At 41.5% G+C, this 21,335-nt stretch carries 18 protein-coding genes; 17 read left to right on the plus strand and 1 reads right to left on the minus strand.

Annotated features, from left to right (window positions below; translation table 11 throughout):
- Positions 1-91 precede the first annotated feature (91 nt).
- Positions 92-4,333, plus strand: coding sequence for a 2-hydroxyacyl-CoA dehydratase (locus PGP85_RS12385; protein ID WP_270327759.1), 4,242 nt, complete (start codon positions 92-94; stop codon positions 4,331-4,333).
- Positions 4,334-4,692: 359 nt separating this feature from the next.
- The gene (locus tag PGP85_RS12390; RefSeq protein WP_034708418.1) at positions 4,693-5,397 is read left to right on the plus strand and encodes a GntR family transcriptional regulator; all 705 of its coding nucleotides are present in this window, start codon (positions 4,693-4,695) and stop codon (positions 5,395-5,397) included.
- A gap of 9 nt (positions 5,398-5,406) precedes the next feature.
- Here PGP85_RS12390 and PGP85_RS12395 read toward each other — a convergent pair whose 3' ends face one another.
- Positions 5,407-6,048, minus strand: a complete 642-nt coding sequence (locus PGP85_RS12395; protein WP_270327761.1) for a YigZ family protein — start codon at positions 6,046-6,048, stop codon at positions 5,407-5,409.
- Between the two features lie 108 nt (positions 6,049-6,156).
- On the opposite strand from PGP85_RS12395, the gene PGP85_RS12400 reads away from it, so the two are divergent.
- From PGP85_RS12400 to PGP85_RS12470, 15 genes are all read left to right on the plus strand, one after another.
- A complete protein-coding gene (locus PGP85_RS12400; protein WP_010743298.1) occupies positions 6,157-6,438 on the plus strand; it encodes a DUF7662 domain-containing protein in 282 nt (93 codons plus the stop codon).
- Positions 6,439-6,868: 430 nt separating this feature from the next.
- Complete coding sequence (locus tag PGP85_RS12405; protein WP_270327763.1) at positions 6,869-8,173, plus strand: DEAD/DEAH box helicase; 1,305 nt, start codon at positions 6,869-6,871, stop codon at positions 8,171-8,173.
- A complete protein-coding gene (locus PGP85_RS12410) occupies positions 8,163-8,828 on the plus strand; it encodes a ComF family protein (protein WP_010738966.1) in 666 nt (221 codons plus the stop codon). Before PGP85_RS12405 ends, PGP85_RS12410 begins: the two co-directional genes overlap by 11 nt.
- A gap of 140 nt (positions 8,829-8,968) precedes the next feature.
- Entirely contained in the window at positions 8,969-9,514 is a 546-nt protein-coding gene (hpf, locus tag PGP85_RS12415) for a ribosome hibernation-promoting factor, HPF/YfiA family (RefSeq protein WP_010738965.1), read from the plus strand.
- Positions 9,515-9,780: 266 nt separating this feature from the next.
- A complete protein-coding gene (gene secA, locus PGP85_RS12420) occupies positions 9,781-12,312 on the plus strand; it encodes a preprotein translocase subunit SecA (RefSeq protein WP_010738964.1) in 2,532 nt (843 codons plus the stop codon).
- A gap of 331 nt (positions 12,313-12,643) precedes the next feature.
- Positions 12,644-13,754, plus strand: a protein-coding gene (gene prfB / locus PGP85_RS12425; protein WP_251865880.1) for a peptide chain release factor 2 whose coding sequence is annotated in 2 segments (ribosomal slippage) — positions 12,644-12,715 and positions 12,717-13,754 — 1,110 coding nt in all. Because the reading frame shifts where the segments join, the coding sequence is not laid out codon by codon here.
- A gap of 97 nt (positions 13,755-13,851) precedes the next feature.
- Positions 13,852-14,541 carry a cell division ATP-binding protein FtsE gene (gene ftsE / locus PGP85_RS12430; protein WP_010738962.1) on the plus strand — a complete coding sequence of 230 codons (690 nt, stop codon included), beginning with the start codon at positions 13,852-13,854 and terminating at the stop codon, positions 14,539-14,541.
- Entirely contained in the window at positions 14,534-15,418 is an 885-nt protein-coding gene (gene ftsX, locus PGP85_RS12435) for a permease-like cell division protein FtsX (RefSeq protein ID WP_010738961.1), read from the plus strand. The genes ftsE and ftsX overlap by 8 nt, the downstream gene beginning before the upstream one ends.
- Before the next feature lie 204 nt (positions 15,419-15,622).
- Positions 15,623-15,943, plus strand: a complete 321-nt coding sequence (locus PGP85_RS12440; RefSeq protein WP_010738960.1) for a DMT family transporter — start codon at positions 15,623-15,625, stop codon at positions 15,941-15,943.
- Positions 15,944-15,991: 48 nt separating this feature from the next.
- Positions 15,992-16,429, plus strand: a complete 438-nt coding sequence (locus PGP85_RS12445; RefSeq protein ID WP_270327768.1) for a GNAT family N-acetyltransferase — start codon at positions 15,992-15,994, stop codon at positions 16,427-16,429.
- Positions 16,430-16,489: 60 nt separating this feature from the next.
- Positions 16,490-17,938: a cardiolipin synthase gene (cls, locus tag PGP85_RS12450; RefSeq protein WP_010738958.1), complete on the plus strand. Its 1,449-nt coding sequence runs from the start codon at positions 16,490-16,492 to the stop codon at positions 17,936-17,938.
- Between the two features lie 91 nt (positions 17,939-18,029).
- Positions 18,030-18,878 carry a phosphate ABC transporter substrate-binding protein PstS gene (locus tag PGP85_RS12455; protein ID WP_010738957.1) on the plus strand — a complete coding sequence of 283 codons (849 nt, stop codon included), beginning with the start codon at positions 18,030-18,032 and terminating at the stop codon, positions 18,876-18,878.
- A gap of 633 nt (positions 18,879-19,511) precedes the next feature.
- Positions 19,512-20,288, plus strand: a complete 777-nt coding sequence (locus PGP85_RS12460) for an AraC family transcriptional regulator (RefSeq protein ID WP_270327770.1) — start codon at positions 19,512-19,514, stop codon at positions 20,286-20,288.
- A gap of 67 nt (positions 20,289-20,355) precedes the next feature.
- Complete coding sequence (locus PGP85_RS12465) at positions 20,356-20,748, plus strand: VOC family protein (protein WP_270327771.1); 393 nt, start codon at positions 20,356-20,358, stop codon at positions 20,746-20,748.
- A gap of 5 nt (positions 20,749-20,753) precedes the next feature.
- Positions 20,754-21,005, plus strand: a complete 252-nt coding sequence (locus tag PGP85_RS12470; RefSeq protein ID WP_090402887.1) for a helix-hairpin-helix domain-containing protein — start codon at positions 20,754-20,756, stop codon at positions 21,003-21,005.
- Positions 21,006-21,335 lie beyond the last annotated feature (330 nt).

The following is a 21,335-nucleotide window of genomic DNA, read 5'->3' on the forward strand; positions in this document are numbered from 1 at the left end:
GAATTGTTTTTAGAATATACGTGAGTAGTATAACAAACACTTTGTAAGTTAATCAACATGTGTTGTTAAAAATGGAAGGTAGGAAATAAGTATGACATTACGAGCGGGGATTGATGTTGGCTCTACAACCGTCAAGTTGGTCATTTTGAATGAAAAAAACGAAAGCCTATTTGCGAAGTATGAACGGCATTTTTCTGATGTGAAAACTGCCACAGAACGTGTGCTGCGCGAGGCTGAAGCATTAATCGGTAATCAAGAAATGACAATGAGCATCACAGGTTCCGGTGGGATGGGCCTGGCAGATGTTTTAGAGATTCCTTTTGTTCAAGAGGTAATCGCGTGTACACGCACGGTTGAAGAAGTTATTCCAGAAACAGATGTTGCGATCGAACTTGGTGGAGAAGATGCGAAAATCACCTTCTTTGAGGGTTCTTTAGAGCAGCGAATGAACGGAAGCTGTGCCGGTGGAACGGGAGCGTTTATTGACCAGATGGCTGTCTTATTAAAGACCGATGCCAATGGTGTGAATGAACTAGCCAAAAATTATAAAACGATTTATCCGATCGCTTCACGTTGTGGGGTGTTCGCGAAAACAGATGTACAGCCGTTGATCAATGAAGGCGCGGCAAAAGAAGATATCGCGGCGAGTATTTTTCAGGCGGTAGTCAATCAAACGATTGCTGGTTTAGCAGCGGGTCGCAAGATCAAAGGGAAGATCGCTTTTCTGGGCGGCCCTTTATTCTTTATGTCCGAATTGCGACAGCGTTTTATCGAAACGTTGAACATTACACCGGAAAATGTTGTTTTTCCAGAAAATCCGCAGCTCTTTGTAGCGATGGGAGCGGCTTTTTATTCAGAAGAAGCAGATGCCTCTTCATTAGAAGAATTGCTGCATCGGTTAACGACGGCAGAAGAGGGTCATTTATCGCCTTCTGATACGTTAGAACCGTTGTTTAAAGACGAGGCGGACTTGGCCGAATTTCGGATGCGCCATGGACAGGCACAAGCTAGTGAAAAGAGTCTATCCGACCATGATGGCGTAGCCTTTTTAGGAATTGATGCCGGATCGACTACAACGAAGGTTGCGTTGATCGATGACAGCGGCAATTTGATGTATTCTTTTTATGGCAATAATCAAGGACAGCCGTTGGAAACAACGATGACTGTGTTAAAAGATCTTTATAAACAATTACCGGAAAACGTGTTTATCGGTAAAGCAGCCGTGACCGGTTATGGCGAACAACTGATCAAAAATGCGTTGAAGGTCGATATTGGTGAAGTGGAAACGATGGCTCACTATAAAGCGGCGAACCATTTTCAACCGGGCGTAGATTTTATTCTGGATATCGGCGGACAAGACATGAAAGCCATGACGATCAAAGACGGTGCTCTGTCTTCGATCCAATTGAATGAAGCCTGTTCTTCAGGCTGTGGCTCATTTATCGAAACCTTCGCGAAATCGTTGAATTATAAAGTAGAGGATTTTGCACAATCTGCCTTGAAATCTAAAGGACCTGTCGATTTAGGTTCACGTTGTACCGTCTTTATGAATTCAAAAGTGAAGCAGGTGCAAAAAGAAGGTGCTTCTGTCGGAGATATCTCTGCAGGACTTTCTTATTCAGTTATTAAGAATGCGATCTATAAAGTCATCAAAGTTCGTCGTCCAGAAGAGCTTGGCGAAAAAATCGTCTGTCAGGGCGGCACGTTCTATAACGAAGCTGTTTTGCGGGCTTTCGAGCTGGTGGCGGGACGCGAAGTGGTTCGTCCATCGATCGCGGGTCTGATGGGCGCTTTCGGAGCGGCGTTGATCGCTTTGGAAAATTATGAAGTGGGCGAACGAACCGAAACACTTTCGTTAGCTGAAATCGATGCGTTTACCGCTGAAAAAGAATTTACTCACTGCGGCTTATGTGAAAACAACTGTATGCTGACAGTGACCCTATTCTCAGATGGTCGTCAATTCATCACAGGCAATCGTTGTGAACGCGGTGCTCGAATCAAAGTGAAGCGGGAAGATAAAAAAGTCAATCTGGTGGATTACAAATACCGCCGCTTGTTCAAATATCGCCCATTACGTAAAAAAGAAGCCGTTCGCGGTGAGATCGGTATTCCACGGGTCTTGAACATGTATGAAAACTATCCATTGTGGCATACCTTTTTCAGTGATTTAGGCTTTCGTGTGAAATTATCACCGCGCTCAAACAAGGAATTGTATGAACAAGGGATGGAAACAATCCCAAGTGATACGGCTTGTTATCCTGCCAAAATTGCTCATGGCCATATCCAAGCCCTGATCGATGGCGGTGTGCCGATGATCTTTTATCCAGGGGTCGTTTTTGAACGGGAAGAATCAAAAGAAGCGGACAATCATTTCAACTGTCCGATCGTTCAAAGCTATCCTGACGTAATCCGCAACAATGTCGATGACATTCGTGACGGGAAAGTTGACTATCGCAATCCTTATCTAAACTTAGCTAATGAAGCCTCTGTCGCAAAAGTTTTAGGACGCTGCTTCGAGGATTTGGGCATTACTCAAGAAGAAATTAATAACGCGCTGCACCATGCGTATGAAGAATTGGAAACCTTTAAAGATGATATTCGCCAAAAAGGGGAAGAGACGTTATTAATGCTCAACCAAAAGGGCGAACGAGGAGTAGTTCTTTCTGGCCGTCCTTATCATTTGGATCCTGAAATCAATCACGGAATCGCTGAGGTTATTACCCAAGAAGGCTTCCATGTATTAACGGAAGACAGTGTTTCTCATTTAAGCGATGTGGGTAACCTGCGGGTAGTTAACCAATGGGTCTACCATTCTCGTTTGTATGCCGCAGCACGTGTCGTGGCAAAATCGAAAAATCTTGAGCTTGTTCAATTGAACTCATTTGGTTGCGGCCTTGATGCGGTAACTACCGATCAAGTTGAAGAAATCATGGAACAATACGGCAAGATCTATACGGTCTTGAAAATTGATGAAGGCTCGAATTTAGGCGCTATCCGAATTCGATTGCGGTCATTAAAAGCGGCCGTCAATGAACGGGAAAAATCAAACTTTGAACCCGTTAGACGTTTTGAAGAACCAGAAAAAATCGTCTTCACTAAAGAAATGCGTAAAAAGCACACGTTGCTGTTACCAATGCTTAGTCCGATCCATCAATCTGGTTTGTTTGATATCGCTTTGGAAGCTTCTGGCTACAATGTGGTTTGTTTACCAGCGATGGACCGCGAGGCGATCAATGTTGGTTTGAAATTCGTCAACAATGATTCTTGCTACCCTGCGATTATTTCGATTGGTCAATTAGTCGAGGCTCTGCAAAGCGGCGACTACGACTTAAACAATACAAGTGTAATGATGAGTCAGACCGGCGGCGGCTGTCGTGCGACCAACTATATTCCATTGTTGCGCAAAGCCTTGAACGATGCCGGGTTCCCGCAAGTTCCTGTTGTTTCTGTTTCACTTGGAAATAAAGGGGTAGAAAGCAACCCAGGCTTCAAATATACCTTGCCGATGCTGAAACGAATTGTTGTCGCCATTCTTTACGGCGATCTTTTCGAACGAATGGTTTATCGGACACGTCCGTACGAATTGGAAAAAGGCCAGATCGATGCTTTGCATGAAGAATGGTTGAAAAAGGTGGAGAGCAATGTTCGCAATGGCTCGTTGACGATCTTTAATCGGAACATGAAGAAAATCGTTAAGGACTTTGATACCGTACCGATCTCAAATGAGGTCAAACCAAAAGTCGGTGTCGTAGGCGAAATCTTAGTGAAGTATTCTCCAACCGCTAATAACGATATTGTTCGCCTGCTGGAATCTGAAGGTGCTGAAGCGGTTGTGCCGGACTTGATCGGTTTCATGAACTATTCCTTGTACAACCAGATTTGGAAATATGACAACATGGGCATGCCGAAGAAGAATAAGACCATCGCGGAAATGGCGATCAAATTGATTGAAGTCGTGGAAAAACCAATGGATAAAGCGTTGCGAGCTTCTGAACGTTTCACTGGTATTCATTCGATCTATCAGTTGGCTGAAGATGCGGGCAAGATTCTTTCTATCGGGAATCATACCGGTGAAGGCTGGTTCTTGACTGGTGAAATGATCGATCTATTGAAGACCGGTGTCAATAACATCGTCTGCATGCAGCCATTTGGTTGTTTGCCAAACCATGTGGTTGGTAAAGGTGTGATCAAAGAGCTGCGCCATCAATATCCAAAATCAAATATCGCCGCGATTGATTATGATCCAGGTGTTTCGATCGTTAACCAATTGAATCGAATTCGTTTGATGATGGCAACAGCCAACAAACAGTTAAAAGAAGAAGTGAAAAATTAAGCGGAAGAGTAGACCAATTAAAACCGGTCTGCTCTTTTCTTTTGTCCGGTTTTTGTGAGTACTTGGTGGAAAAAAACGTCATTTATTTGGAAAAGTAAAGGAATGGTATGTGTAAAAAAATTTGATTCTGCCATTATTTGAACCAGATTTCTAACTTATATGTAAGTCGTCAGTTTATCTATTCTTGCGGCTATTTTCAGGATGTCTGCAGAATGGTATGTATCAGGAAAAATACGCGATAGTTTAGCGTAATCTTCATTAAAAGGGCGGTTCGAATGAGGGGCAACAAAGGATTATTGTTGTACATTAGGTATATACCAGTTATAATAAGGGTAGAAAATTGAACGGGGTGACGGAACGTGGCGAATCAAGTGCCAGTTTATATTCAAATACATGATCAGTTAAAACATGAAATTGAAAACGGTGTATGGAAGGTCGGGGCGCGCCTGCCTTCTGAGCGAGAGCTATCGCTGAGATTTAATGTCAGCCGAATGACTCTGCGTCAAGCGATCCAAACATTGTCAGATGAAGGGATCTTGGAACGAAAGATCGGTTCAGGAACGTATGTAGCAAGTAAAAAAGTCCAAGAAAAAATGAGCGGTACCACAAGCTTTACCGATATTATGGAGTCGTTGGGCAAGGTGCCTTCAAGCAAAACAATTTCTTTCTTCCATTCACGGGCAAGTTCTAGTGAAGCGGAAAAATTGGGCTTGGAAAAAGGCGAGCAGGTCTTGCGGATGGAGCGGATTCGTTATGCGGATGAGGTGCCGATTTGTTTTGAGGTCGCAAGTATTCCAGCAAAATTAGTCGAAGGTTTCAGCAAGGTAGAAATCACTGATTCTTTTTACCACAGCTTGCAAGAAAAAGGCTTTGAAATCGGTCGTGCCAATCAAACAGTATCGGCGATTTTAGCTTCCGAACAAATCGCTGATTATTTGGCGGTGAAACGCGGCGATGCGATTTTACGTTTGCGCCAAATCTCATATTTAGCGGATGAACGCCCATTTGAATATGTGCGGACTCAATATGTCGGCAGCCGCTTTGAATTTTATTTAGAAAAATAATCCAAGAAGTTAGCCTTCTTGGATCAGTTGTTCATGATAGGCAACTTCGCCAGTAGTGAAGTTGGCTTGTCCATTTAATAAATCGGTAACTTGCGCTTCGAAGGTATCCAGCTGGTCTTCATCAACCATGCAGGTCACAACGACCTGATCGGTAAATTGAGTATCTTTGACAGCTAGATTTTCGGTAGTAATGAAGTTTTCCATTTTTCCCCAATTGGGATAATCCATGCGGACGAAAACTTCTTGCTGCAGCCGGCCTTCAACGATACCGACAGCGGCGACCGCTTGAGCTACAGAACCAGAGTAAGCCCGGATCAATCCGCCAGCACCGAGTTTCGTTCCGCCAAAGTAGCGGGTAACGACAGCACAAACATTGATCAGCTCATTTTTTTTCAATACCTCCAGCATGGGAACGCCGGCTGTACCGCTGGGCTCACCATCATCTGAGGAGCGTTGAATCTCGTTGCGGTCGCCTAGAACGAAGGCGCTGCAATTATGATTGGCTTTCCAATGTTCTTTTTTAAGCTGCTGAATGAAGCTTTTTGCCTCTTCTTCCGATTCGATTCGTTTTAAAAAACAAATGAAACGTGATTTTTTGATCTCGATTTCATGTTGATAGTCTTCTTTGATGGTTCGATAATTTTGCAGCATACTTTTGCCTCACTTTAGTTTTCTCTTTCTAGTATAGGAGAAAAGCGGGGCAGGTTTCAACTAAAGGCTGTTTGTCAGTCTGATTTTGTTTGAAGGTGAGGGATACGCATGACACGTGTAAAAAAATACGATGGGATTACCCATTATTTAAAAAGCAATAATGGCTCCCAAGTGACGCTGACCTTTACGCAATTTGACGAGCTGTTGTTCCCACGCAGTGGCCTGCCGCAAACTGCGCGACAAGATCTAGACTGGTGGGCGAATGATTATCGCCATCCAGAAAAAGGCGCATACGGCTGGTTGAATGCCAACTACGAAGTCGTTCAGGTCAATCTCGATAAAGAATATGTAGTCTTTAATAAATTAGTAAAATCAAGCTGGCTGATCTAGAAAAGACCACAAATTAATAATAATCACAGAAGCACGGCAAAATAATTTGCCGTGCTTATTTTGTCAGTCCAACTTTTCGCAGGTTATTAGGTGAGAAATAAAATCTAAGTGCTTCAGCTAAATATAGCTCAATCAGTTTAGTTGGATGATATGCGTAGAGAAAATAAGACTCATTTTTCATGCACTTTGAAAAATGAATCCCTTGAAGGGAACTAGCTGTCAGTCCGTTTTCGCAGAATTTAAAAAATGGATTGAATTAAGTATTATAAACAAATTATCCAGTTTAGCAGAATGATATGCGTAGTGAGAATAAAACTCATTTTTCATGCACTTCGAAAAATGAATCCCTTAAAAAGAACTAGCTGTCAGTTCCGTAGTAAAATTCTTTACCAACCTTCTGCGTACCTTTCTATAAGAGAGGAGGCCGCAAATGATGATGACAGGTCAGCGTTTATTATGGAAGGAATGGCAGGCCTTTTATCCAGAGGCAGATTTGGCACATGCTGAGAAGATCCCCGCGATGTTGGCTGTTGAAAATGGCTGGTTATGTCAGCGCTGCGGAGAAGTTTCGCAGGAAAAAGTTCCAGCAGATTATTTCTATTGTCCGGCCTGTTTAACATTAGGGCGGGTGGATAGCCGAAGTTATCTTTATTATTTCTCGGCTAAAAGTCTACTTCCTAGAAACGTTCAACTGACTTGGGCGGGGGAACTATCCTCTGCCCAAAGCAAAATTGCTGAGGCTCTGCTTGAAGACCAGTCAGTAGCCAGCACATTTCTGCTTTGGGCGGTGACCGGGGCTGGAAAAACGGAAATCCTTTTTCCTTTATTGAAGGAATTTTTGGAACAGGGAAAACGTATCGCTGTGACGTCCCCTCGAGTCGATGTTTGCAACGAAATTTTTTTACGGTTTCGACAGGCTTTCCCAAATGAAAAAATCAGTCTTTTTCACGGGCAGGAGAGAAAGGACGCGGGAGACACTTTTGTGGTGTGCACGGTTCATCAGCTTTTGCGCTACCACGATTATTTTGACTTAGTGATCGTTGATGAGGTGGATGCCTTTCCTTATGATACAGATCCCTTATTACATCGTGCAGTGGATACTGCGCAGCGGCCAAGGGGGAAGCGCGTGTATTTGAGTGCTACACCGGATGGCAAACTAAAAAAGCTGGTGGAACGGTTGTATTATTTGCCGGCTCGCTACCATCGCCGCAGTTTGCCAGTCCCAGAATTGCTTTTTTCATGGCGGTTAGAGAAGGAGTTGTTAGACGGGCGTTTATCCAAAAAAATCTTAGTAAAAATAGCGGCGTTGCTAGCAGAAAATCACGTACTGATTTTTTGCCCAAATATCCCTTTGTTAGAAAAAATGGCCAAGTGTATCCAACGTGAATTTTCAGAAGTTCAATTGACGACTGTCTTTTCGCAGGATCAAGAGCGTTTAGTAAAAGTTGAAAGGATGCGTGCAGGAAAGTATCAGGTACTTCTGACCACGACCATTTTAGAGCGAGGAGTGACGTTTGAAAAGGTGTCGGTCATAGTTCTGCAAGCTTCCCACCGTGTGTTTAAAAAATCCGCGCTGGTACAAATTGCCGGACGGGCGGATCGAAAGGGGGAGTTTGCCCGTGCTAAAGTTATTTTTGTGACTAGCGAAGTAACAACAGCGATTAAGGCGGCGATCAGCGAAATCAAAGGAAATAACCAACAAGCTTTATTGGAGGGCTTGATCGATGCGATGTAGCTGTTGTCAAAAAGAGCTGATCAGTAATCTCACTCTTCGTGAACTGTTTTTCTCGCCCAGTCTAAGATGTTATCATTGTGAAAAATTATTTACGCGCATTGAACAAAGGACAACTTGCCCGGGATGCGGGCGGGCAGATACGGCTGAATTGTGCCAAGATTGTCGGGCATGGCAAGGAAAGCTTGGTTTTGTTATGGGGAATAAAAGTTTGTTTCGTTATAATGCAGGTTTTCGGCAATGGATTGAGCCGTATAAGTTCACAGGCGATTATCGTTTACGCGGCGCTTTTGCGACAGAACTTGCTCAGTATTTACGAGAGTATCGAAAATATGTGATTTGTCCCTTGCCGCTTTCAACGGAACGTTTTGAGCAGAGAGGGTTTAATCAGGTCAGCAGTTGTCTAGATTCGGCGGGGGTCACATATGAATTGTTGTTGAAGAGAAAAGAGCTGGCTCCGCAATCGGAAAAATCACGGGAAGAACGGCTAAAAATGATTCAGCCTTTTGAATTAAATAGACCAAATGAAAAGATTAGAAATCAAAAAGTTTTATTAGTGGACGATGTTTATACAACGGGGCGTACGCTGTTTCATGGCGCAGAAATACTTTATAGAAATGGCGCGGAAACGGTGAAAAGCTTGACTTTTGCTCGCTGAAATGCATTATTTTTGATTATGAAATTGATAGCGATTTACTTTGCAAAAGGATTAGATTTCGATATAATAGGGATAAGAAGAAGAGGTAAGAGTGGTCCTTCCTCCTATCTTCAGTTGGCAAGACGAAAGGGGCAATACGTATGTTCAAATATAATGTTCGTGGGGAAAACATCGAAGTTACAGAGGCTATCCGCAATTACGTTGAAAAGAAAGTAGGAAAGTTAGAACGCTACTTCACTGATGTTCCGGACGCAACTGCTTATGTCAATTTAAAGGTTTATACAGAAAAAACGGCAAAAGTTGAAGTAACGATTCCATTACCTTACTTGGTTCTTCGTGCGGAAGAAACTTCACCAGATTTATATGCAAGTATTGATTTGGTTGTGGATAAATTAGAACGTCAGATCCGCAAATTTAAAACAAAAATTAATCGCAAAGCTCGTGAAACAGGTGTTCCTGAACGTGCGGTAGAAGTATTGGTGAACGCAGAAGATTCAGAAGAATCTGAATTAGAAATTGTTCGCACAAAACGTCTATCACTTAAACCAATGGGCAGCGAAGAAGCTGTATTACAAATGAACATGCTTGGACATAACTTCTTTATCTTTGAAGATGCTGAAACAAATGGTACAAGTATCGTTTATCGTCGTAAAGATGGTAAATACGGTTTGATCGAAACAGATTAATAGAAATTACAGCCTTCCAGCTCTTGCTGGAAGGTTTTTTTATTTCACTGAAAATAAAGTTTTAGAATGAGCCCCGATTATTTGAAGAAATTATGCCGCTTGAACGTTGCTGCCAAAGAAAATCACAAAAAAAGTTTAATCATTGTATAAGTCGCGCTTTATTCGCCGCGAGAAGTTTCTTTTCTCAAGGACTAATGATAAAATATACTAGCGGGTTTCTATCGTAAAATAGAAAATGAAAAGAAATAAAGGAGTAAGATAAACGAATGGCAAACTTTCTGAGACGAATGATTGAAAACGATAAAAAAGAATTAAAACGATTGAGCGGGATCGCTGACAAGGTCGAAGAATTTTCTGGCGATATGGAGAAATTATCAGACGGACAATTACGCGGCAAAGCCGAAGAATTTAGAGGACGTTATCAAGCAGGAGAAACACTAGATGATCTATTACCTGAAGCTTTTGCGGTTGTTCGCGAAGCGGCGAAACGCGTCTTGGGTTTATATCCATACCACGTTCAATTAATGGGTGGGATCGTACTACATGACGGCAACATCCCTGAAATGAAAACCGGTGAAGGTAAAACGTTGACAGCAACGATGCCGGTTTATTTAAATGCCTTAACAGGCGAAGGGGTACACGTTGTTACCGTCAATGAATATTTGGCGACACGTGACTCGACTGAAATGGGTGAGCTGTACAACTTCTTAGGACTAAGTGTTGGGTTGAACATCAATTCAAAAACAGCCGATGAAAAACGTGAAGCTTATAATTGTGATATCACTTATAGTACCAATAATGAATTAGGGTTTGACTATCTCCGTGACAACATGGTGGTTTATCAAAGCCAAATGGTTCAACGTCCATTAAATTATGCGATTGTCGATGAAGTTGACTCGATCTTAATCGATGAAGCGCGGACACCGTTGATCATCTCTGGTGCCGCTGAAAAATCTACGGCTCTTTATACACGTACAGATAACTTCGTGAAACGTTTGAAAGAAGACGAAGATTTCAAAATCGACATCCAATCAAAAACGATTGGATTAACTGAACAAGGGATCGAAAAAGCGGAAGAGAACTTCGGCTTAGAAAATCTGTATGACTTAGACAACACAGCCTTGACTCACCATTTAGACCAAGCTTTGCGGGCAAACTTCATCATGATCCGTGACATTGACTATGTGGTTCAAGAAGGCAAAGTCTTGATCGTTGACCAATTTACTGGTCGAATCATGGATGGTCGCCGCTACTCAGATGGTTTGCACCAAGCAATTGAAGCAAAAGAAGCGGTAGAGATCGAAGACGAAACGAAGACAATGGCAACGATCACGTTCCAAAACTATTTCCGGATGTACAAAAAACTGTCTGGGATGACCGGTACGGCTAAAACCGAAGAAGAAGAATTCCGTGAAATTTACAATATCGAAGTTGTTCAAATCCCAACCAACCGTCCGATTATTCGGGAAGACCATGCGGATTTGTTATATCCTACGTTAGAGAGCAAGTTCAAAGCAGTCGTTCAAGATATCAAAGAACGTCACCGTAAGGGCCAGCCAATCCTTGTTGGTACAGTAGCGGTTGAAACATCTGAGCTACTTTCCAATATGTTGGATCAAGAAAAAGTTCCGCATGAAGTATTGAATGCGAAGAACCATTTCAAAGAAGCAGAAATTATTATGAGTGCCGGCCAAAAAGGGTCTGTTACGATCGCCACCAACATGGCTGGTCGTGGTACGGATATCAAGTTGGGCTTAGGCGTTATTGAATTAGGCGGACTTGCGGTAATCGGTACCGAACGTCATGAATCTCGTCGTATTGATAATCAGCTGCGTGGACGTTCAGGTCGTCAAGGAGATCCGGGTGTTTCACAATTCTATCTTTCATTGGAAGATGATTTAATGAAACGTTTCGGTTCTGAACGAATCAAAGCCTTCTTAGATCGCATGAAGGTTGAAGATGAAGATGCCGTGATCCAAAGCAAAATGCTGTCACGTCAAGTTGAATCTGCACAAAAACGTGTAGAAGGAAACAACTACGATACTCGTAAAAATGTCTTGCAATACGATGATGTTATGCGCGAACAGCGGGAAGTTATCTACAAACAACGTCAAGATGTTATCATGGGCGAAAAAGATTTGACACCGAATTTGTTGAACATGGTACGCCGGACGATTTCACGCGTAGTCGACAGCCATACACAATTAGATAAAGATAACTGGAACCTTGAAGCTTTGGCTGATTTTGCTGGAGCAACTCTGGTTCATGAAGATTCTATTTCGAAAGCCGATTTTGAAGGCAAGTCACCTGAAGAAATGAAGGACTATTTATATGGTCGCGCCAAAGATGTTTTCGATACAAAAGTGGCACAACTGCAAAGTCCTGAACAATTATTGGAATTTGAAAAAGTTGTAATCTTGCGTGTTGTTGATACGAAATGGACAGACCACATTGATGCAATGGATCAATTACGTCAATCTGTCGGACTTCGTGCTTATGGACAAAACAATCCATTAGTTGAATACCAAACAGAAGGCTACAAGATGTTTGAGGATATGGTTGGAGCCATCGAATTTGAAGTGACTCGTCTCTTCATGAAGGCCGAAATCCGCCAAAACGTTCAACGTGAACAAGTGGCGCAAAACCAGCAAGAGCATCCAGTAGAAGCCGATGGCGATCCAAAGAACCTGACGCAAACAAAACAAAAACCAGTTCAAGTACAAAAAGTTGGACGAAATGATCCATGTCCATGCGGCAGCGGGAAAAAATACAAAAACTGTCATGGCAAAGGACAATAGTTTTTCGATAAGAAAAGAACCTTCAGGACGGGACATAGCTACTATGTCTCGTCTTTTGCCAGTCCAACTTTTCCCAGTTCAATAAACTATGAGAGCCAATAAAATAAATTATTGGAAATAAAATGTACAAGCCGTTTAGTTGGATGGTATGTGTAAAAAAATAGACTTTTTTTTTCACAGTTTGATAAGTTATTCATTCAAATTATAGTTACAAGCAATTTAATTGGATGGTTTGCGAGCAAAATACTCTTATTTTTAGTAAAATGTAATAGACTTTTGAATGATTGGTTATACGGGTAATTTTATTATCCGGGAGAAAGAAGGAATAGATTTGGAAAACGCAGAGATACAAAATTTGTTAGACACGATGCAAGAGCAAGTCGCAAGTTTCAGGGGGTCTCTTTGACCTAGAGCAATTAGAAGAAGATATTGCTGAAGCGGAAAATCAAATGACCGCACCCGGTTTTTGGGATGATTCGGAAAAAGCGCAGAATTTGATCAGCCAGAACAACGTGTTGAAGGAAACCTATGATCAGTTTCAAGCAATCGCGAATGAAACCGATGAGCTGACCGTTATGTGGGAAATGCAGCAGGAAGAATTTGATGCCGAGCTGCAAACTGAATTGGAAGAGCGGTTGGTTCAATTACAGGAAAAAATCGCTGCCTTTGAGCTGTCGTTATTATTGGATGAACCGTATGATAAAAATAATGCGATTGTGGAGTTGCATCCTGGGGCTGGCGGAACGGAATCGCAGGATTGGGGTTCGATGCTATTGCGTATGTACACGCGTTGGGCGGAACAGCACGGATTTTCAGTTGAAACGATCGATTACCAATCGGGTGACGAAGCGGGTATCAAAAGTGTGACGCTCATGATCAAAGGAACCAATGCATATGGCTACTTGAAATCTGAAAAGGGTGTTCATCGCTTAGTGCGGATTTCACCATTTGATTCAGCTAGTCGACGCCATACTTCGTTTTGTTCTGTTGAGGTGATGCCTGAATTGGATGAAAATATCGAAGTCGAGATCAATCCTGACGATTTAAAGGTCGATGTTTATCGAGCTAGCGGCGCTGGTGGACAGCATATCAATAAAACTTCTTCGGCCGTGCGAATCACGCATTTACCAACGGGGACTGTGGTTGCCAGTCAAGCACAGCGTTCACAATTTCATAACCGCGAGACAGCGATGCAGACGCTGAAGGCAAAACTTTATCAATTAGAGATTGAAAAGAAGGAGCAAGAAGCTGCAGCTTTGCGAGGAGAGCAAAAAGAGATTGGTTGGGGCTCACAAATTCGTTCTTATGTTTTCCATCCTTATTCTATGGTGAAAGATCACCGCACCGAACATGAAACAGGAAATGTACAGGCAGTAATGGACGGCGAATTAGATCCTTTTATCGATGCTTACTTAAAATGGCGCTTAGCACAAAACGATTAAGTGCAAAATGAAATCAAATTGTAAAGTAATGAAAGCCAGTTGCAATGTTGGCATGCTATAATAACAAAGAATTTAAGAGGATTTGGAGAGATAAAGCATGATTGAAATGCAGGATGTAACAAAAAAATATCCTAATAAGACAACTGCTGTACGTGGGATTTCGGTCCGTATCGATCAAGGTGAGTTCGTCTATGTCGTTGGTCCCTCTGGTAGCGGAAAGTCTACCTTCATCAAGTTGATGTATCGTGAAGAAAAAGCGACTTCTGGTAAAGTATTAGATGTTGCGCGTCATGATTTGCTAAAAATTAAGAATAAAGAAGTTCCTTTTCTGCGTCGCGATGTCGGCGTTGTTTTCCAGGACTTCAAATTACTACCCCGTAAGACAGTCTATGAAAATGTTGCTTACGCAATGCAGGTAATTGGACGTAAACCGCGGGACATCAAAAAACGTGTTATGGAAGTTTTGGACCTTGTTGGTTTGAAACATAAAGTCCGCGTTTTTCCAAGTGAGTTATCTGGTGGGGAACAGCAACGTGTATCCATCGCGCGTGCGATCGTGAATACACCGAAAGTACTGATTGCCGATGAACCAACAGGGAATTTGGACCCGGATACTTCTTGGGAAATCATGCGTTTATTAGAACGGATCAATAATCAAGGAACAACGATCGTTATGGCAACACATAACAAAACGATTGTTGATACCATGCGCCATCGTTTGATCGCGATTGAAAATGGCTTGATCGTTCGAGATGAAGCGGAAGGAGAATACGAGTTTGATGATTAGAAATTTCTTCCGACATTTGTTGGAAAGTATCAAGAGTGTCAAACGTAATGGCTGGATGACTTTAGCATCCGTCAGTGCAGTGACGATCACATTAACCATGGCAGGAATTTTCTTGGCAGTGATTATGAATGCGACAAAGTTAGCACAAGATGTTGAAGGAAATGTCGAAGTGACGGTCTTTGTTGATATTGGTACGAAAGAAAAAGAATTAAAAGAATTGAAATCTGAACTGCAAGAAATCAAACATGTAGACAAGGTCACTTATTCTAGTAAGCAAGCTCAGTTGAAGAAGCTTCAATCACAAATGGGCGATGCTTGGGATTTATTCGAAGGAGACAGCAATCCGCTGTACGACGTTTACATTGTTAGTGCAACAGATGCTCAATATATTCGACCTGTAACGCGCGAAGCTAGTCAGCTACACAATGTTTTCCGGGCAAACTACGGCGGAAATTCAGCTGACCGAATCATTCAAATGGCGAAAGTCGTACGTACTTGGGGCTTAGCCGCAGCAGCACTATTAATTTTCGTGGCGATCTTCTTGATCTCGAATACAATTCGAATCACGATTATTTCACGGAAAAACGAAATTCAAATCATGCGTCTTGTAGGTGCAAAAAATGGCTATATTCGTTGGCCGTTCTTCCTTGAAGGAGGTTGGATCGGCTTGATCGGTTCGATCGTACCGATTCTTGTTTTGACTTACGGGTATTCACAAGTGTACGGGATAGCAGCACCTTATCTATTACAATCAAACTTAGCGTTATTACGACCAAGCCAGATTGTTTGGATCTTGGATATCGTCATGGCCGTTGGCGGATATTTGATTGGTTCACTTGGATCAGTTATTTCAATGCGCCGCTTCTTGAAGATTTAATCAAACGAACTTCTCCGATAATTTTCGGAGAAGTTTTTCTTATGCTTGCCATTTTTGCTGGAAAGATTTAGAATAGCAATTAAATAAATTAATACGCTACCGAGCAAGGGAGCCAATTTCGTTAGGTCTTTGAAGAAATTGGACTCCCTTTTTGTGTTCTCAGCAGTATAAATTTATTATTTTAACTGAGGAGGAGTAATTATTATGGCATGGGTATCATTAGTTGTAGCAGGATTATTTGAAATGTTTTGGGCGACGATGATGAAGTTGAGCGAAGGGTTCAGCAAACTGAATTATTCGCTTTTAACGCTGATTGGCATGGTGGCGAGCTTCTACTTTTTAGCAAAAGCATTACACTCGCTGCCAATGAGTTTGGCTTATCCAATCTGGACAGGGATCGGTGCTGTGGGATCAATTTTGATTGGTGTGATTTTCTTTAAGGATCATTTATCTCTTTTAACAAGCTTTTTTGTGCTGCTTTTGATCGCGGGTATCATTGGGATTAAAGTTACTAGCGGACATTAACCTAAAAGTGAGTTACACTATTTCTAATAGAAAATTCAGGAGGTCCCTATGATTAAATCAACCGATGAGCTAACGTCACAAGAATTATTGACAATTTTACAAATTCGTACAGCCGTCTTTGTGGTTGAACAGAATTGTCCGTATCAAGAAGTCGACGAGGCAGATCGTCAGGCTTTGCATGTTGGTCTGGAAGAGGATGGCAAGATAAAGGCTTATGCCCGAATTTTAGCGACAGACGATCAGATTCATTTTGGCCGTGTTTTAGTGGTGAAAGAATATCGCGGACAACAATTAGGACGAAAAATCGTGGAAAAAACATTAAAGGAAATTGAAAAACGTTATCCTAATCGAGTGGTTGTTATTTCAGCTCAAGCTCACCTGACCGAATTTTATGGGTCCTTTGGGTTTAAGCCGAATTCTGAGATTTGCTTGGAGGATGATATTCCGCACATTGAGATGCTTTTACAAAAAAACGAGAATCAGTAATGCCCATTGTTTACAATCAGCACCTTCTCGGCTATCCTTTAGTAGAAGGAGTGTGAAAACATGTCTTTTGTGACAGAGCACTTGGGATTGATTTTCCTGGTTATAAACACGATATTATCATTTATTATTGTCTTTCGAGAACGGAAGGATACGGTCAACACATGGGCTTGGTTGTTAGTCTTGACCTTTATTCCAGTTCTCGGTTTTGTTTTATATGTTTTTTTTGGAAAGGGGATTTCCAAAGAACGAATCTTTGATTTGAAGATGCAGACCAAAATCGGTATGAACGTTGAAGTCCAACAACAGCAACGCGCTTTAACACGGGGACTTTTTCCAAAGCCGACAACGAATCAAGTAGATCCGAGGCAGTTGATTTATATGCTGACGATGTTTGAGAGTTCACTATATACAACCAATAATGAAGTGACGCTCTACACTGATGGCCGTGAAAAATTTGACGCTTTGCTTGAGGATATCAAGCGGGCGAAGTTCCATATTCATATGGAGTACTACATTTATCGCGCAGATAATTTGGGACTTGAAGTTCGCGAAGCATTAGTCGATGCTGTTTCTCGAGGTGTGAAAGTTCGCCTGCTGCTGGATGCTTGGGGCTCCACTCAAGTCAATCGACGTTTCCTTACACCGTTAATCGAAGCCGGAGGCGAAGTTGATTTTTTCTTTCCGCTATTTTTACCGTATCTGAACCCGCGAATGAACTATCGGAATCACCGGAAAATCGTCGTGATCGATGGTGAGATCGGGTATACCGGTGGGTTCAATGTGGGAGATGAATATCTTGGTTTGGTTGAAAAATTTGGTTATTGGCGAGACAATCATTTGCGCATCCATGGTCATGCCGTTTATACTTTGCAGAATCGCTTTTTGATGGACTGGAATTCCCAGCAAAAACACGAATTGGTTTATCAGCCCGATTATTTTCCTGAAATCGAATCAGATGGTAAATTGGCCCTGCAAATAGTCAGCAGCGGCCCGGATAGTGAACATGAACAGATCAAATTGACCTACTTAAAAATGATCAATCTGGCAAAAAAAGAAATTTTGATCCAGACACCTTACTATATTCCAGACGCTCCGATTCATGAGGCGCTGAAACTAGCGCTGCTTTCCGGGGTAAAGGTTCGAATGCAGATACCAAATAAGCCCGATCATATTTTGGTTTATTGGGCGACGTATTCTTTTGCGGCAGAGCTGTTGGAATATGGCGCGATCATCGAGACCTATGAGAATGGTTTCATTCATGCTAAAACCATGGTGGTCGATGCTGGGATTGCTTCAGTAGGATCGGCGAATATCGATGTTCGTTCTTTCAAATTGGATTTTGAAGTAAATACACTTGTATATGATGCGGCATTTGCAGAAGAACTAAGAGAAGAATTTTATAAGGATTCGATGAAATCAGAACTTCTGACGCAGGAAAAATACGATCAGCGCGGTACGGTTATCAAGTTTAAAGAGGGAATCGCTCGTTTGATCTCACCACTCTTATAAAAATCATTTGCGCTTTCATGGTTTGATAGTATAAAATGAACTAGCTTGTTTAGTGAATCAAACATCTAGGAAATGATTAAGGAGATTTTTCATGAAGAAATGGTTAATTCCCCTATTAGGTACGCTTTTACTTTTGTCCGGCTGTTCAAAATGGATCGACCGCGGCGAATCAATTACGGCGGTCGGGTCCTCCGCGCTGCAACCTTTAGTTGAGACGGTAGCTGAAGAGTATCAAAGCAAGAACCCCGGCAGATTTATTAATGTCCAAGGCGGCGGAAGTGGTACAGGGTTAAGCCAAGTACAGTCCGGTGCTGTTGAAATCGGTAATTCTGATTTGTTTGCTGAGGAAAAAAATGGGATCGACGCGAAAAAATTGGTCGACCATAAAGTTGCGGTCGTCGGGATTACTCCGATCGTTAATAAAGGCGTTGGCGTAAAAAATATTTCGTTGGAAAACTTGCGCAAGATTTTTCTTGGCGAAATCAAGAACTGGAAAGAAGTCGGCGGAAAAGATCAAGAAATCGTGATCTTAAACCGAGCAACCGGCAGCGGAACGCGTTCGACATTTGAGCAATGGGTGCTAGATGGCAAAACTGCGATTCGAGCTCAAGAGCAAGACTCCAGCGGCATGGTTCGGCAAATTGTTTCCGATACACCAGGTGCGATTAGTTATACGGCCTTCTCTTATGTAACGAAGGATGTTCAAACATTGAGCATTGATAATATTGAACCGACTGACGAAAATGTAACGACCAATCGTTGGAAAATCTGGGCCTATGAACACATGTACACCAAAGGAAAGCCAACCAAGTTGGTTGAGGATTTTCTTGATTACATGCTTTCAAAAGAAGTTCAAGGAAAAGTCGTTCCACAACTCGGCTATATCCCAATCTCTGATATGAAAGTAGAACGAGATTGGCAAGGCAATGAAATAAAATAAGAATCTCAGAGGGCATAGAAAAAAATTTTCTGTGCCCTTTTTGCCACTCCAACTTTTCGCAGTTCAATAAACTATGAGAGCCAATAAAATAAATTATTGGAAATAAAATGTACAAGCTGTTTAGTTGGATGGTATGCGTACGAAAATAAATTCATTTTTTCGCTCTTTGAAAAAATGATTACCAAAGTAAAGAGTTAGCTGGCAGTCCGGTTTTTCGCAGTTCAATAAACTATGAGAGCCAATAAAATAAATTATTGGAAATAAAATGTACAAGCCTTTTAGTTGGATGGTATGCGTACGAAAATAAATTCATTTTTTCGTTCTTTGAAAAAATGATTACCAAAGCAATGAGCTAGCTGCCAGTCCCGATTTTTCCGCAGTTAAATAAACTATGAGAGCCAATAAAATAAATTATTGGAAATAAAATGTACAAGCCTTTTAGTTGGATGGTATGCGTACGAAAATAAACTCATTTTTTCGTTTTTTGAAAAAATGATTACCAAAGCAATGAGCTAGCTGCCAGTCCCGATTTTTTTGCAGTTAAATAAACCATGAAAGCTAATCAATTGTTCATTCAATCAACTTAGATAAATGATAAACACAGAGATGATAAAAGCAAGGAGGCACTATAAGATGTACTATCCAATTCAACTGCCTTTTCTATTGAACGAGGAATTTACTCGTGTAATGAATTATCAGGAGAAGATTGTTCCTGAGTCCAGCGACTTTATTTTGTGCTTTTGGGAGATCTCCTCAAAAATGAACGAGCCGACTCAAGTTAAAAATGTGATCATCGCAGATGGCTGCATTGATTTAATCGTGGACTATGATCAGAAAATGATTTTTTTTACGGGGAATCAGCAGACGGATTTCGATTATGAGATTCAGACACCTGCCCATTTTTTTGGTGCCCGCATGATGCCGGGAGCTTTTCATCAATTAACGGGGATACCTGCCAATGAGGCAATGGATGAGTTTCTATTGCTTTCCGATATTTTTGCTGACTTGGATCATGATGAGTTCTTTTCGCTGAGTTTTCCTGAAGCACAAGAAAAATTTCAAACCTATTTGGTCGGGAAATTTGCTGAGAAGCATCCGAATGAATTTACGCAGCTTTTCCCGCGAATGTCTGAAACGATTCCTCAGACTACGGAAGGCTTGTATGAATTGCTTCACTTTAGTCCGCGGCAATGTCAGCGATTATTTTCAAAAAATTTTGGTCTCACTCCCAAGATGGTACTGAGTATTTTACGGTTTCAGAAATGTCTGCAAATATTGACTTCTGAACAGGCCAAGCCAGCGGATATTTTGGCGGTCACAAATTATTATGATCAGCCTCATTTCAATCGAGATTTTAAACATCATCTAGGCATCACGCCCTTAGAATTAGTCGCGCGGTACAAAAATTGACGCATTTTTACAATAAGTTTCTTTTTCTGCTTGCTAGAATAAGAGTATAAATAAGGAGGCAGTTAATATGTACAAAAATATAACGACGAATTTAATGGTGGTAAGTGTAGATGCATCTGTGGAATTTTATCAAGAAGTTCTTGGGTTAGAGGTAGTTGCTTCAGTTCCGGCTAAAGATCAAACACTGCAATTTGCGATTCTTGCTAAAGAGTCATTAACATTGATGCTGCAAGAACAAAGTAATTTGAGCGAAGAATACCCGATTCTGACGACGGAGAAAATCCAACCTTCGATTACGCTATATATTACGATTGATAATTTCGAGGAATTTTATGCAAATGCCAAAACCAAGTATCCAATCTATACTGAACCTCATGCAACTTTTTATGGCGCGAAAGAATTTGCGATCACAGATCCTGATGGTTATGTACTAACGTTCACTGAATATAAAGAGGACTGATCACGATGGAAAATGATTTACAAGCGATTCCCGGTATTGGAAAAAATATGGCACAGCACTTAATCAACGCTGGTTACCCGGATATTGAATCGTTGAAGCAGCAAGATCCTGAAGACATCTACTTGAAGGATTGCGTAGCACAAGGCGAAAAGGTCGATCGCTGTGCATTATACGTCTATCGTTTAGCGGTACACTATGCCGATCACGATGGCAATCTCCCACCAAAAAAACAAAACTGGTGGGACTGGCAGGACTAAATAAACAGAGAAACAGCATCCGCGGATGCTGTTTTTTTTGCCAGTTTTCCTTCCTGTTTTAGCAGGTTAGTAAAATGGTATGCGTGGTGAAAATAAAACTCATTTTTCTTCAGAGAAAAATGATTACTGTAAAATAAACTAGCTGCCAGTTTTCTTTCCAACATCAGAAGATTTACAAAATGGTGTCATTATATTTTTATTCAAAAAAATTCTGCCTATTCTGAGCCGGCTAGCAAGCAGTTCAGTTGCGAATAGCCTCCGATTTAGTTTACACTTTCTTTACAATTGTCATGGAAGCGTTACAGGAGGTTAAAAGGAAATTGATTTTCA

Origin of the sequence: Enterococcus malodoratus, from assembly GCF_027659535.1 — a bacterium.
Lineage (GTDB): Bacteria > Bacillota > Bacilli > Lactobacillales > Enterococcaceae > Enterococcus_A > Enterococcus_A malodoratus.

Excerpts from the sequence above, each read along its gene's own strand:
- PGP85_RS12405 (WP_270327763.1), top strand. The coding sequence starts at position 6,869 with ATGATGATGACAGGTCAGCGTTTATTATGGAAGGAATGGCAGGCCTTT.
- hpf (WP_010738965.1), top strand. The coding sequence starts at position 8,969 with ATGTTCAAATATAATGTTCGTGGGGAAAACATCGAAGTTACAGAGGCT.
- PGP85_RS12445 (WP_270327768.1), top strand. The coding sequence starts at position 15,992 with ATGATTAAATCAACCGATGAGCTAACGTCACAAGAATTATTGACAATT.
- PGP85_RS12400 (WP_010743298.1), top strand. The coding sequence starts at position 6,157 with ATGACACGTGTAAAAAAATACGATGGGATTACCCATTATTTAAAAAGC.
- ftsX (WP_010738961.1), top strand. The coding sequence starts at position 14,534 with ATGATTAGAAATTTCTTCCGACATTTGTTGGAAAGTATCAAGAGTGTC.
- PGP85_RS12455 (WP_010738957.1), top strand. The coding sequence starts at position 18,030 with ATGAAGAAATGGTTAATTCCCCTATTAGGTACGCTTTTACTTTTGTCC.
- PGP85_RS12440 (WP_010738960.1), top strand. The coding sequence starts at position 15,623 with ATGGCATGGGTATCATTAGTTGTAGCAGGATTATTTGAAATGTTTTGG.
- PGP85_RS12470 (WP_090402887.1), top strand. The coding sequence starts at position 20,754 with ATGGAAAATGATTTACAAGCGATTCCCGGTATTGGAAAAAATATGGCA.
- PGP85_RS12385 (WP_270327759.1), top strand. The coding sequence starts at position 92 with ATGACATTACGAGCGGGGATTGATGTTGGCTCTACAACCGTCAAGTTG.
- PGP85_RS12465 (WP_270327771.1), top strand. The coding sequence starts at position 20,356 with ATGTACAAAAATATAACGACGAATTTAATGGTGGTAAGTGTAGATGCA.
- PGP85_RS12410 (WP_010738966.1), top strand. The coding sequence starts at position 8,163 with ATGCGATGTAGCTGTTGTCAAAAAGAGCTGATCAGTAATCTCACTCTT.
- secA (WP_010738964.1), top strand. The coding sequence starts at position 9,781 with ATGGCAAACTTTCTGAGACGAATGATTGAAAACGATAAAAAAGAATTA.
- PGP85_RS12460 (WP_270327770.1), top strand. The coding sequence starts at position 19,512 with ATGTACTATCCAATTCAACTGCCTTTTCTATTGAACGAGGAATTTACT.
- cls (WP_010738958.1), top strand. The coding sequence starts at position 16,490 with ATGTCTTTTGTGACAGAGCACTTGGGATTGATTTTCCTGGTTATAAAC.
- PGP85_RS12395 (WP_270327761.1), bottom strand. The coding sequence starts at position 6,048 with ATGCTGCAAAATTATCGAACCATCAAAGAAGACTATCAACATGAAATC.
- ftsE (WP_010738962.1), top strand. The coding sequence starts at position 13,852 with ATGATTGAAATGCAGGATGTAACAAAAAAATATCCTAATAAGACAACT.